The organism is Gracilibacillus saliphilus (assembly GCF_010994085.1).
Taxonomy (GTDB): Bacteria; Bacillota; Bacilli; order Bacillales; family Amphibacillaceae; genus Gracilibacillus; species Gracilibacillus lacisalsi.
In genome coordinates, this window is record NZ_WJEB01000041.1 from 25,735 (window position 1) to 38,612 (window position 12,878).

Here is a 12,878-nt window from a genome sequence, read left to right on the forward strand (position 1 = left end):
GCTTCCACCTCCTATATTATAAGTTCACTTTAATCTTAGTTAAAAATTCTAATAATCCCTTGATCTAAGTTTTATTCGTTGAACATGGATGTGTAAAAAAGAGCATAGCTCAGGCAGACCTAGGCTATCCCCTCCTTTACCTTGCTATACTATAAAATATGACTATGAACAGTGAGGATTTTGCCCCCACTGTTCATCAGTCTTAAATGTTACTTAACAATATCCACATATTTAAAGCTGTAGTCGTTACCGAACGGGTTTAATGATTCCATACCTTTTAAATAATCTTTAGCAAGTACTGAAGTTTTACGCTGCATAATCGGCCCAAGAGCTGCTTCTTCTAACGCAATTTTTTCTGCGTCTTGCATTGCTTCGAATCGTTCTACAGGGCTTGTTGCTAGCTCTCCTTTTGCTGCTTCTACAAGTGCATCATACTCTTCGTTAGAATATCCAATATCGTTATTTTCTCCATCTGTTACCCAAAGATCTACGAAAGAAATAGCATCTTTATAGTCAGGACCCCAACCGGATACTGCTAATTCATAATCTTGTTCACGCATAATTTCTAATTGTTGTGCCCATGGAACATTGTTCGCTTCAATCGTTAAGCCTTCTAAATTGGTTTCTAGTTCTGTTTTCATGAATTCACTAATATTTTTAGCAACATCACTATCCCCACTTAAGAAGGATAAAGTCACTTCGTCAAACCCTAGTTCTTCTTTTGCGGCTTCCCAAAACTCCTGTGCATCTTCCACGTCATAGGCTAAAACATTACTACCTGTTTGGAAATCTTCTCCTGTTTCTGGATGCTCAACAAAGCCTTCCGGAACAAAGAAATTAACTGGTGTTGAATCATTACCATAAACCACATCAATATACGCTTGTTTATCAAACGCTTTAGCTAATGCTTTTCTAAAGTTAAGGTTTTGCATATATTCGCTCGCAGTTTCTGAATCTTGATTAAACTTCAACCAGAAGACACTTGTTTCCGTAAGAGAAAGAAATTCTGGACTTGTTTGATTATCTTGTACCTGTGCACCTGACAAGGTAACACGGTCTAATTCACCTACTTCATAGTTTGAAAGTGCTGTATCTGCATCTTTAATTACTTTTACTGAAATACCGTCTAATGCCACATTTTCTGCATCCCAATAAGTTTCATTTTTCTCAAATTCCCAACCTGCTTCAGCCTCCCATTCTGTCATTTTAAATGGACCGTTTGACAGAATATTATCAGGGGACAGGGCGAAGTCATCACCTTGTTCCTCAACAAATTCTTTATTCATCGGTAAAAATGTTGGAAAAGCGGCATATGATTCGAAATAAGGTACCGGTTTCTCTAATTCAACCACAAATGTATGATCATCTGGAGCACTTACACCTAATTCAGATGGGTCTAATGGTTCTACATCAGATTCATCATCTTCTGTTACATAGATTTCAGCAGCATTTTTCACTTTGCCATTCATTAAGTAATTAGCATAAAATGAACCGTTGCCCGGATCAATAGCACGTTGCCATCCGTAAACGAAATCGTGTGCAGTTACTGGTTCTCCGTTTTCCCATTGTGCATCTTCACGTAAGTGGAAAGTATACGTTAATCCATCTTCACTTATTTCTGTTTCATCTTTCTTTGCAATACCGGAAACTATTTCACCCTCAGGCGCCAGACGATACAAACCTTCATACACGGTATCAGTGTATTGAATGGATACATTATCCTCGGCAAGAATCGGATCCATAGTAGGAATATCTGAAGTAGATGCAATTCGCAGAACTTTTTCGCCTTCTTCTTCTTCCCCTTCGCTTTCACTTTCACCATCTGTTTCATTTTCTTCCACATTGTCCGTGTCCGTTTCGTCCTCTTCTGCACTATCGTTTTCAAAGGAACACGCAGCTAGTACTAATCCAAGAACAAGTGCTAACACTAACAACCACCATTTGTTACCTCTCATCTCAATACCCCCTATATATTTTTTATAAAACATTAAAACTTGTACTCTTGAATACTGAGAATATCCACTAATATTAGCTGTAATCTGTCAATTATTGTTCTTATAATATTGCTAATCTTAAGCAAATATCTCATAATTAAAAAAGGAAAGGAGACAATTTCTCATGAAAAAATGGCTCCAGCATGTAACTCTAATATTTGCACATTGTTTAGTATGTCTACTATTAGTCATATTATTTACACGTCATGCTTCATTACTGGACTACATCAATATTACTTTTTATATCGGGACATTTTATATAATGATAGGACTATTACTTTATGTAATATCAAAGAAATTCTTTGATATCACAACTCTTAGTTTTAGAAAAGTGATTACTAGAGTGAACAACCAGAAAAATGGGCACAGCAGCTTTGAAGAACATCCATTACCTTCTGACAGAGTTAATACGAATTGGGTAACTTTCTTTATTATTCAAGGAGGGACTCTACTAGGAATTATGCTAATATTATTTATATTTTATTATTAGATTTTAAAAGTATGTTAATTTCTAATAATTTTTGTAAAAATAACAATGTGGAAGAATATTTACAAGGAATGTGGATTTTACATGTATACAGTGAAGTGAGTAATTTTGCTAAAATAAGGGCATCTTATTTTACTCAAGAAAAATCTTTGTATTTTTAACTCTATATTAAAGAATAGAACTCAAAATGAAACAACACACCATCTAAATAGCCAATGACTACAAATAGATCAGTCGAAATCTAACAATAAATCAATGAACATTTATTTCATTTTACTAATATCCACTGATTTCTTACATAAAACTGTCAGATAATCTTACGTTTTTTCAAAATCACTATTTCGTTTAATACGGTCAATGTGCTGATTTTATACTCTCCATATATAAGAAAAGCGCAGAGCGCCCGATTAGAAACGTAGCGTCTGGAACGAATTTACTGAGATAAAGGAATCACGGTGAGTTTACGAACCGATGATGACTTATCGTAGGGCAATTCATGACGTCGCCTAGTTTCTGGGCGCTCGGAGCTAGACATCTGCGCAAAATTTATACTTTCTTATCTTATAATAAAAACTGAGCAAAATTCGCTCAGCCCTTATGACTAAAAAGCTAAAGGTTTACCATTTCTCTAGCATCCATTTTGAAATATTTGAACAGCCTTATCACCTCTCCGGCTGCCCACATTCCTTTCCGTGGGGTTTGCCCTTCAGCTAACTTTTTCGAGCAAAACCCGCTCAAAAAAGTGGATCTTCAGGTCAAACAATTTCCACAGGAGTGAAAGTGGGCGGCCTTCGCTAAGTTCTGCTCTACAACTCTAGCATGAAGTAACATTGCTGCTTTTATACTTATGGATAGCGGTTCTTGCTCTTATCTATTTTATAAAATTCAACCTATTACTTCTGACTAGAATTGTTGCACATTCTCATAGCGGAGACTAATTACGTAGACTCCTGCGGGAATAGCGCGAGCCGAAAATCCACTTTGCAAAATGTTTTTCTTTGCAAAGTTAGTTGAGGCCGTGCCCGCGGAAAGCGAAGTAATTAGTCGGAGCGTTGGCAAACACACATAAAATATGTCAAAATAACTACTTCGTTAAACACGGTCATTGCGCTGATTATATACCTACTTGTCCTAAAATAAAAGCCTTGGAGGGGATCCAAGGCTTTAAAATAGTATTTCATAAAAACAAGCAAAGATGATCTAGTGATTTATTCAGGAATGTAAGGTAAATCTCGATTTTTAGGAACGTTAATCACATGTGTATCGGTATATGCGAGAATTCCTTCTTTCCCATATTCACGTCCTATTCCTGATTGTTTCACTCCACCAAATGGGAAGCGGACATCAAGTCCTTGAACGGCTGCCGTATTAATCATGGTAGTACCAGCCTGAATATGCTTCGCAACATCTATGGCATGCTCTTCTTTCCCCCAGACAGAACTAGTTAAGCCGAAAATACTGTCATTTGCAAGTTCTATTGCATGCTGATCATTTTCAAAAGGTAAGATCGGTACGGTTGGCCCAAACTGTTCTTCGACAACGATGGGGTCGTTTTGATCTGCACCTAAAACGACTGTAGGCTGCATGAAATAACCTTCTTCAAATAATTCCTGATCAAGGATCGTACCTAATTTCACTATTTTAGCTCCCTTGCCTGCAGCATCGTCCACTAAGCTTTGAACATATTCTGCTTGCTTTTGGTTATTAACCGGTCCCACCGTTACATTATCATCAAAAGGGTCTCCAACCTTTATCCACTTATTAGCGGCTTCTATATACTTTTCAACAAACTGATCATAAATCGATTGGTCCACATAAACTCTTTTTGCAATCATGCAAATTTGTCCAGCAGTAAGGAAATTAGAAATAACTAATCGTCGCATTGCTCTTGCATCATTTATATCAAAATCACTTAAGACAATGGCTGCATCGTTTCCTCCTAACTCTAATGTCATATGTTTAATAGTGTCCGCTGCCGCCTTCATGATGTGTTTGGCTGTTTCCGTTCCTCCAGTAAAGGCAATCTTTGCGATTTTTGGGTTGGATGTTAATTCAACACCAACATCTGCTTCCCCGTGTACCATGTTTAATACTCCTGGCGGAAATTCGTCTGCAATGATCTCAACAACTCTACTAACGGCAAGGGGTGCTAAGGGACTTGGTTTTAAAACCATCGTGTTTCCAGCCAATAAAGCTGGTGCTATCTTAATAGTAGAAAGGGAGATAGGATAATTCCAAGGTGTGATTGCAGATACTACACCGATAGCATCTTTTGCAATAATCGTCTTTCCGTTATCGTGTTCTTGCACCTCGTTTTTTAATACTTCTTTGACATTATCACATGCATATTCCATCCACATCAGTGAAACACCAATTTCACCTTCGGAATCATAAAGCGCTTTTCCATGCTCACGTGATAATAGTTTTGCAATTTCAGGTGTGTTATCTTTAATTTTCTGAATCGCCCTTCTCATACGTTCAACCCGATCATCAATAGACGATTCTCTCCAAGTTATAAAGGTTTCGTGTGCTACATCAATAGCTTTTATAGTATCTTCCACTGTATTAACTGGTGCATACCCTACAATTTCATTCGGATGTGTAGGATTTTCTCGTGCCTCCTGTTTCTCGGCCTTATACTTTTCTCCATTGATAATAGCATCTATTATAATCTCGTTTTCAGCCATAGATTTTTCTCCTTTCATGTTGAAATGTTATTATAGTTATTCCCCGTTACTCATAGAATCATGCATCATATAACTGTTCCATTAAGCAATCTTTCAACTTTGTCTTACAAGTGTTATGATAATAGAAAGCGATTGAAAAAAATGAATATGTTAATAAGAGAAATTATTTCTTACATGTGATAAAATCAATTACGTATATGTCGAAATAAATGTAACAATGAATAATGAAATCGTAAAAAATATACATACAGATTTATAGAGGTGAAGTAAAGTGAACACAATTTTTTCAGGTATTCAACCGAGTGGTAGTCTAACATTAGGAAATTATTTAGGTGCAATGAAGCATTTTGTCTCCCTGCAAGAAGATAACCAATGTTATTTCTGTGTAGTAGACCAACATGCCATTACTGTGCCACAAGACAGATTAAAATTACGCGAAAACATTAAATCCCTTGCAGCATTATACATAGCTTCTGGCATTGATCCAGACAAATCTGTTCTTTTTATTCAATCAGAAGTGCCCGCTCATACACAATTGGGTTGGATGCTACAAACGATCAGTTACATAGGCGAATTGGAACGCATGACCCAATTCAAAGATAAATCCAAAGGAAAAGAAGCAGTATCTGCTGGTTTATTAACTTATCCGCCGCTAATGGCTGCAGATATTTTACTGTATAATACCAACATTGTCCCTGTTGGTGATGATCAAAAACAACACTTGGAATTGACACGTGACTTAGCTCAGCGTTTTAACCATCGCTACAATGACATTTTTACAATTCCGGAAATTAGCATTCCTAAAGTTGGTGCACGTATTATGTCCTTACAAGAACCAACGAAAAAAATGAGTAAATCAGATGATAACCAGAAAGCTTCTATTTTTATGCTAGATACAGAAAAACAAATTGAGAAGAAAATTAAGAGTGCCGTTACTGACTCTGATGGTATTGTTCAATATGACAAAGAAAATAAACCAGGAATCAGTAATTTATTAACTATTTATGCAAGTTGTACAGGTGAATCAATTAAAGAACTAGAACAAAGATATGAAGGTAAAGGTTATGGGGAATTTAAACAAGATACTGCTAATGCTGTGATTGAGACACTACGTCCGATCCAAGAACGGTATAACTCACTAATTGAATCAGATGAATTAGATGCCCTACTTGATCAAGGTGCTGATAAAGCTAACTTTGCTGCAAATAAAATGTTACGTAAAGCGACAAAAGCAATGGGGCTTGGGCGAGTACAAAAAAAGAAAAAATAAGCAAAAAGAGAACCCTGCTTCTATGCTAGCATATAAAAACCTTGGAGACCCTAACAGCTCCAAGGTTTTTAAAGTTTTTAAGAACGTAATGATTTAGTTGAATATGGTTGGTGCTCCCGCTCCCATATGTCTTCATAAAAAGCTTGGCCTTTAATAATTTGCTTGCAAAAAACTTCATGTTTTGTACTCCACCCGGTCACTAAATCGTTGTAAAGCTTTTCCCATGCTTCATTAAACGTCATTCTTTTAATGGAGTGATACTGCTCTGGGGCCCATTCAGTTAACCAGTATCTTACTTCTTCCAGACAATGAGTGACTTCTAACTGATCCAAAGCAATCATTAATAATTGTTTTAATTGACGCTCTCTTCTCGTCAAACCTACCATATATTCTGGCGGTAATGATAAAATGTGAAATTCTTTATCCGTATGGTTAGGTATTGAATATGTCTTGGCGGTTCGTCCCTCAATCAGATCAAACACTAACCGCTCCTGACGTGGGATTAGTCTGCTTTTTCGAATCGGTATATGATATCCCATTGTATCAAATGCTAGAATCGATGAACCGTTCGTGATGACGCAAGCATAATCAAGCTGTTGCCGTTCTTGATTTTTGCGAATGTAGGCACGTTGATAAATTTGATCTAACATAGGTTGAGGTATATCTTGCAAATCGTTTTCAATGTATTGAAAGGTTTTGTCATCGATGAAGAGTATCGGAGCTTGATCTAGAATTTCAATACCGTCTGATTTTCTCCATTCATGGAAGGGACATACATTATAGCCGTTTTCTTCTCCTTCAAACCAATTGACCCATACATCATGTAAATACAACATATGACGAACCCTCACTTTGACTAATCTGTTTTATCAAACAGTATGACCAATACACGATAATTTATTCTTTTCTTGTTATTATTTAACAGAAAATAGTGTCATCCTTTGAACAGATATTCCCATAAAAATAAGGCCAAGGAGGAAGAAATAACATTCAATTTTGGTTTGAACAATGGCAAGATAGTCGAAAAAAGACAAACCAGCTGGTATAAAATTCAGATAAAGAATGATCGAAACGCCACCCGATATAGATAATCCAAATCCAATTAAAAAAAGCAACAGATAAATCACCACAACCCGCCCCTTAACCGCTTTATACTAATTTATATGTACAAGCCTCTAAACTATGACAATAGGACGTATATTGGTTATTGACAGCATAAGAAAAGCGAAACGGTCAGCCGTAGCGGTTGACTGCACTAGCTAGCTTTCAAAATAGCAACTCCATATGTATAGCTATTCTTGCTTCTTAAAATATACGTGTTGAATCACCTTTTCCTATCATACTTGCTTATAAAAGTTGTGATATCAATGGTTATATACTTCCTTATAAGTAAGAAAAGAGGACAGGTACTCCTGTCCTCTTTCATAGATATTATTGATATTTTTTGAATGCGAGTGTTACGTTATGACCGCCAAAACCTAATGAATTACTAATGGTGATGTTGATATCTTTTTCGATCGCTTCATTTGGTACATAGTTAAGATCACAAGCTTCATCTGGTGTTTCGTAATTAATCGTTGGTGGTAAAATACCGTCTTGAAGAGCTTTTACACATGCAATCGATTCTATCGCACCAGCTGCTCCTAATAAATGTCCTGTCATGGATTTCGTCGAGGAGACATTCATCTTGTATGCATGTTCGTTGAAAACTGTTTTGATCGCTTGTGTTTCAAAGGAATCATTGTACTCCGTACTTGTACCATGCGCATTAACATAGTCTACATCTTCAGGAGATATTTCTGCACTATCTAGCGCTTGCTGCATTGCGCGTGCTGCTCCTTCTCCTTCAGGTGCTGGTGATGTAATATGGTACGCATCACCAGATGCGCCATAACCTACAATTTCAGCATAAATGGTAGCGCCACGTTTTTCAGCAGATTCTAAAGATTCTAGGATTAAAATACCTGCTCCTTCTCCCATGACAAATCCATCACGGTTCTTATCAAAAGGTCTACTTGCTGTATTTGGATCTTCATTAAAAGACAATGCTTTTGCTGTTGAGAAGCCTGCGAAAGCCATTGGTGTTAATGGTGCCTCTGCTCCACCTGTGATCATGTAATCGGCATCCCCACGTTCGATAACTTTAAAAGCGTCACCGATTGAATTTGCCCCTGACGCACAAGCAGTTACGGAACAGTTATTGATCCCTTTTGCACCTAATTGAATCGACACTTGACCAGCAGCCATATCCGGAATTAGCATCGGTACAAAGAATGGACTAACCCGACGATAGCCTTTATCAACAAATTTTCTAAATTGCTCATCATACGTTGCCATTCCACCAATACCAGAGCCAATCCATACACCTACACGGTTAGCAATATCATCAGTAATTTCTAGATTAGCATCTTCTACCGCCATTTTAGCGGCACCTACTGCGTATTGTGTAAATAAGTCCATGCGTTTTGAATCTTTTTTCTCCATATAATTGGTTGGGTCCCAATCTTTTACCTCACCAGCAACTTTTGCCGGAAAATCATCTTTATTGACCTTTGTCACATAATCGATTCCCGAAGTCCCAGATTTTAAATGATCCCAAAATTGAGCGACAGTATTTCCTAATGGTGTCACGGCACCCATACCAGTAATAACCACTCGATTTTTACTCATATCGATTCCTCCCTATTTTTCTATTTTCCCCATTTTAATGCTACAGCGCCCCATGTTAAACCTCCACCGAAGCCAACTAAGACGACCAAATCGTTATCCTTTATTTTATCGTTTTTAACTCCTTCAGATAAAGCAATAGGTATCGAAGCAGCTGAAGTATTACCATATTTATTAACGTTGACTGCCATTCGATCCTCTTCAATACCAAGCCGTTGTCTAGCAGCTTCCATAATGCGAATATTTGCTTGATGTGGAATTAAATAATCAACATCTTCTTTAGCATAACCTGCTTTTTCCACCACATGTACTGATGATTCTGGCATTTGTCGTACCGCAAACTTAAAAACTTCTCGACCATTCATAAAAATATAGTCGTCATTTTGTTCTAAATGCTTGCCACCACTACCATCAGCACCTAATTCAAAGGTTAGCACACCTTTATCTTCACTTACAGGTCCCATTACTGCAGCACCTGCACCATCTCCAAATAAAACACATGTATTGCGGTCTGTCCAATCAGTGATTTTCGATAATTTGTCCGCACCGATTATTAAAACATGTTTATAAGCACCTGTTTCAATGAATTGTTTTGCCGTAATGACACCGTACATAAAACCTGCACACGCAGCACTGATATCCATTGCTGCAGCCTTTGTTGCACCTAATCGTTCTTGCAGTTTACAGGATACTGTAGGAAAAGGTTGATCTGGTGTAACAGTTGCAACTAAAATCAAATCCAAATCTTCCCCTGTAATTTGCGCTTCCTCTAAAGCTTGTTCTGCTGCTTTAAATGCCATATCTGATGTATCTTCATTGTCATGAGCGATTCTTCTTTCTTCAATTCCAGTTCTTGTGCGAATCCACTCATCACTTGTATCGACGATTTTTTCCATATCAGCGTTAGTTAATACTTTCTCTGGCGCATAATGACCAGTTCCAATTATTCCTGCTTTCATGTTTATCCTTCCTCTCAAAGGAATTGTTATCAATTATTAAGACTTGGTACTAATTTTATAGCAAGATTTCATTTTTTTCAAGTTTATTTATTTAAAGTCTATCCACTCTATGGAAAAATACTCGCTAATCTAAGTTTAAAAGAACCCATACATTCTAGTCGATTCTCCCATACAATGACTTTAGGAGGGATAGATATGGAAAAGCAAAATCGATTTGATGAATTAATGTTCGGTAAAAAGCACAAGGAGGAGTCGGAAGAACGAGAAGAAAATGAGGAAAAAGACGAAAATGCTTTTGACTTATTTCAAACCGTACAATTACTAAATGATACGTACAAGAAATTATCACCAATCAAAGATATGTTCAAAAACATAAAATGAGATTATACCTTGATAAAAAAATAGCTGTCACATCGACATGACAGCTATTTTTCCGTTTGATGAGGTAATAAGCCTGTTTCCTTATACTCTTCGATTAGTTCATTCAAGTAATCGATGAAATTTTCAGACAAATGCTCACTATACGGGCCCAAGGTTATAACTTCTTCTTCAAAACCGAAGTTATAAATTCCACCTTCTAATTCACCTTCTTGTATTTGTTCAATGGCATAGACGTATAATTTATCAATATGTTGAACCGTACTGGTTAATACAGACTGCCCACCAATAGGTTGCTGATCATTAACATAGCCAATCGAATATATACCTTGATTCATAGCAGACTCCACGATGGAAACACTATAAGCATCGCCAGCTGGGTAAATAACATCCATATTTTGATTAAGCATTTTCTGGTAATGTTCCACTGCCAGATCCTTTTCATCCCAATCATAGACATACTGAATATCGACATTAACCTGATCGTTTTGATAGAGAACGCCCTCATAAAATCCTTCTACCTCCGGCTGCCATTCATAGGCAGCAATAATTCCTACATGATTTGTTTCCGTCATTTCTCCTGCAACCATTCCAGCAAAAAACCCCATTGCCAATGAGTTAAAATTTAAACTAATCAAATTATCTGCTGAATAGCCACCGTTTACATATATAAATTGAATATCAGGATATGACGCTTGTATTCGATTAAAAAATTCACCAAAGTTGCTACTATGGCCGATAATAACCTGTACCCCTTCATTGGCAAACTCTTCAACGGCAATATTTACTTGCTGTTGCGTCTGGACACCTTCACGGAAATATATATCCATATTAAATTCTTCTTGTATATCCAGTAAACCTCGATAACCTTTATTGCCCCAATTTTGATCATGAATCGTGTTTTCAATCAGCATTCCCACACGTTCTATTTTTTCACCACTTGCGTTGTTGTTACAGCCGGATAATATTGGAATAATTATAAGAAAAGTAAAAATGAGTAAGATCATATATTTTTTCAATATCCGCACTCCTTAAAGAATGGCATAGACGAACAGACTATCCTTAGGACTATTTTATCGCTTAGTCGACATTCCGTAAACTAAGAAAACATTACAAATAGATTACAATTATGTAGAAACCCCCGTAACATCAGCATTCACAAAAAGATCACAAATTTCCTTTTGTACAAGATTTTTGTTTATTTTATTAATAAAATTTGATAAACTATAGATGGCGAAAAACGTAAGGGTATACATAATTCATAATAAATAGTATAGGATTCATAATAGATAGAGAGGTGAGACAATGAAATATTTCGCAACTATTTTTTGGGCAGTCATTATTTTAACCGTTGTATCATATGTATTAACAAGTATGGGTGGTCAAGAGTTTAATCTTGCTTCTGCAGTTTCCATTGCAGCAATTTTTAGTATTGTTGCAATCATTCTCGGCGATGGCATCTTGAAAGAAGAAGAATAACTTAAAAGATAGATCACTTTCGACTAACAGATAACCCTTGTCAACAAACAGTGACAAGGGTTATCTTTATGGAATACGGATTTTAGGGGGATACATAAATGGAAGAACTACTGTTATTGATCAAATATTTATTTTTAGGGTTAGTACAAGGTTTCACGGAACCAATTCCTATTTCTTCAAGTGGTCACTTAGTATTATTACAGGACATATTTGGTGTAGGTGTGAGTGGCTTATCGTTTGAAGTTTTAGTCAATTTTGGTTCCTTAATTGCGGTACTGATGATTTACTGGAAAGATATTATCCAGATAGCTAAAAACGGGATTAACTATCTAACGACAAAAGATAAAGCCTATCATGATGATTTTATGTTTATCATTTATCTGGTTGTTGCCACGATTCCAGCAGCAGTACTTGGCTTGCTATTAGATGATTATATTGAAGTAACCTTTGCTGATCGGGCAAAAATGGTTGGAATTACTTTAGTTATTACAGGTATTGCGCTTTGGATTATTCGAAACTTACGTGGAAACAAAAATGATGGTGCTTTAACGATGAAAGATGCGCTTATCGTTGGTTTTGCTCAATCTGTTGCTTTATTGCCAGGAATTAGCCGTTCAGGAGCAACGATAGTAGCAGCGATGTTATTAGGGATGAAACAAGAAACAGCATTACGTTTTTCATTCCTAATGTTTATTCCTGTCAGTGTTGGTACGATGATGCTGTCTGTTGATGATGTAGTAAATGACCCAAACTTTAATACACTTTGGATTCCATATCTCATCGCCTTTATCGCAGCTATTATTGCAACTTATTATTCCTTGCGCTGGTTTATGAATATTATGCGGAAAGGTAATTTAAAATATTTCGCTTTCTATTGCTTTATCGTAGGTATTATCGCCTTTATCCTCCTATAAAGTGAGGCTTGGCGTTACTACTATGATATGAGGTGAGAAGGAG

General features: G+C 36.7%; 12 protein-coding genes. 5 read left to right on the forward strand and 7 right to left on the reverse strand.

Annotated features, from left to right (window positions below):
* Positions 1-209 precede the first annotated feature (209 nt).
* Positions 210-1,955: a peptide ABC transporter substrate-binding protein gene (locus GHT08_RS19405; protein ID WP_163583046.1), complete on the reverse strand. Its 1,746-nt coding sequence runs from the start codon at positions 1,953-1,955 to the stop codon at positions 210-212.
* A gap of 163 nt (positions 1,956-2,118) precedes the next feature.
* Between GHT08_RS19405 and GHT08_RS19410 the strand changes: the two genes are divergently transcribed.
* Complete coding sequence (locus GHT08_RS19410; protein ID WP_163583047.1) at positions 2,119-2,484, forward strand: DUF3899 domain-containing protein; 366 nt, start codon at positions 2,119-2,121, stop codon at positions 2,482-2,484.
* Between the two features lie 1,205 nt (positions 2,485-3,689).
* Here the strand turns inward: GHT08_RS19410 and GHT08_RS19415 are convergent.
* A complete protein-coding gene (locus GHT08_RS19415; RefSeq protein WP_163583048.1) occupies positions 3,690-5,168 on the reverse strand; it encodes an aldehyde dehydrogenase family protein in 1,479 nt (492 codons plus the stop codon).
* Positions 5,169-5,439: 271 nt separating this feature from the next.
* On the opposite strand from GHT08_RS19415, the gene trpS reads away from it, so the two are divergent.
* The gene (trpS, locus tag GHT08_RS19420; protein ID WP_163583049.1) at positions 5,440-6,438 is read left to right on the forward strand and encodes a tryptophan--tRNA ligase; all 999 of its coding nucleotides are present in this window, start codon (positions 5,440-5,442) and stop codon (positions 6,436-6,438) included.
* Positions 6,439-6,515: 77 nt separating this feature from the next.
* On the opposite strand, the gene GHT08_RS19425 is transcribed toward trpS, so the two are convergent.
* The 4 genes from GHT08_RS19425 to GHT08_RS19435 form a co-directional block, all read right to left on the reverse strand.
* Entirely contained in the window at positions 6,516-7,274 is a 759-nt protein-coding gene (locus tag GHT08_RS19425; protein WP_163583050.1) for a YjbA family protein, read from the reverse strand.
* 78 nt (positions 7,275-7,352) lie between these two features.
* Entirely contained in the window at positions 7,353-7,568 is a 216-nt protein-coding gene (locus tag GHT08_RS22670) for a YuzI family membrane protein (protein ID WP_475404883.1), read from the reverse strand.
* A 301-nt stretch (positions 7,569-7,869) separates the two neighbouring features.
* Positions 7,870-9,108, reverse strand: coding sequence for a beta-ketoacyl-ACP synthase II (gene fabF / locus GHT08_RS19430; protein ID WP_163583051.1), 1,239 nt, complete (start codon positions 9,106-9,108; stop codon positions 7,870-7,872).
* 20 nt (positions 9,109-9,128) lie between these two features.
* Positions 9,129-10,064, reverse strand: a complete 936-nt coding sequence (locus tag GHT08_RS19435; protein WP_163583052.1) for a beta-ketoacyl-ACP synthase III — start codon at positions 10,062-10,064, stop codon at positions 9,129-9,131.
* Between the two features lie 195 nt (positions 10,065-10,259).
* On the opposite strand from GHT08_RS19435, the gene GHT08_RS19440 reads away from it, so the two are divergent.
* Positions 10,260-10,445, forward strand: a complete 186-nt coding sequence (locus tag GHT08_RS19440) for a hypothetical protein (protein ID WP_163583053.1) — start codon at positions 10,260-10,262, stop codon at positions 10,443-10,445.
* A gap of 44 nt (positions 10,446-10,489) precedes the next feature.
* On the opposite strand, the gene GHT08_RS19445 is transcribed toward GHT08_RS19440, so the two are convergent.
* A complete protein-coding gene (locus tag GHT08_RS19445; RefSeq protein WP_238343616.1) occupies positions 10,490-11,470 on the reverse strand; it encodes a BMP family ABC transporter substrate-binding protein in 981 nt (326 codons plus the stop codon).
* A 277-nt stretch (positions 11,471-11,747) separates the two neighbouring features.
* Here GHT08_RS19445 and GHT08_RS19450 point away from each other — a divergent pair, with 277 nt between their 5' ends.
* The gene (locus GHT08_RS19450) at positions 11,748-11,921 is read left to right on the forward strand and encodes a DUF2929 family protein (protein WP_018933355.1); all 174 of its coding nucleotides are present in this window, start codon (positions 11,748-11,750) and stop codon (positions 11,919-11,921) included.
* Between the two features lie 98 nt (positions 11,922-12,019).
* Positions 12,020-12,835 carry an undecaprenyl-diphosphate phosphatase gene (locus GHT08_RS19455; RefSeq protein ID WP_163583055.1) on the forward strand — a complete coding sequence of 272 codons (816 nt, stop codon included), beginning with the start codon at positions 12,020-12,022 and terminating at the stop codon, positions 12,833-12,835.
* The last annotated feature ends 43 nt before the right edge of the window (positions 12,836-12,878 follow it).

Coding starts and splice junctions, on each gene's coding strand:
- GHT08_RS19415 (WP_163583048.1), bottom strand. CDS start 5,168: ATGGCTGAAAACGAGATTATAATAGATGCTATTATCAATGGAGAAAAG.
- GHT08_RS19455 (WP_163583055.1), top strand. CDS start 12,020: ATGGAAGAACTACTGTTATTGATCAAATATTTATTTTTAGGGTTAGTA.
- GHT08_RS19440 (WP_163583053.1), top strand. CDS start 10,260: ATGGAAAAGCAAAATCGATTTGATGAATTAATGTTCGGTAAAAAGCAC.
- GHT08_RS19405 (WP_163583046.1), bottom strand. CDS start 1,955: ATGAGAGGTAACAAATGGTGGTTGTTAGTGTTAGCACTTGTTCTTGGA.
- GHT08_RS19410 (WP_163583047.1), top strand. CDS start 2,119: ATGAAAAAATGGCTCCAGCATGTAACTCTAATATTTGCACATTGTTTA.
- GHT08_RS19450 (WP_018933355.1), top strand. CDS start 11,748: ATGAAATATTTCGCAACTATTTTTTGGGCAGTCATTATTTTAACCGTT.
- GHT08_RS19435 (WP_163583052.1), bottom strand. CDS start 10,064: ATGAAAGCAGGAATAATTGGAACTGGTCATTATGCGCCAGAGAAAGTA.
- GHT08_RS19425 (WP_163583050.1), bottom strand. CDS start 7,274: ATGTTGTATTTACATGATGTATGGGTCAATTGGTTTGAAGGAGAAGAA.
- fabF (WP_163583051.1), bottom strand. CDS start 9,108: ATGAGTAAAAATCGAGTGGTTATTACTGGTATGGGTGCCGTGACACCA.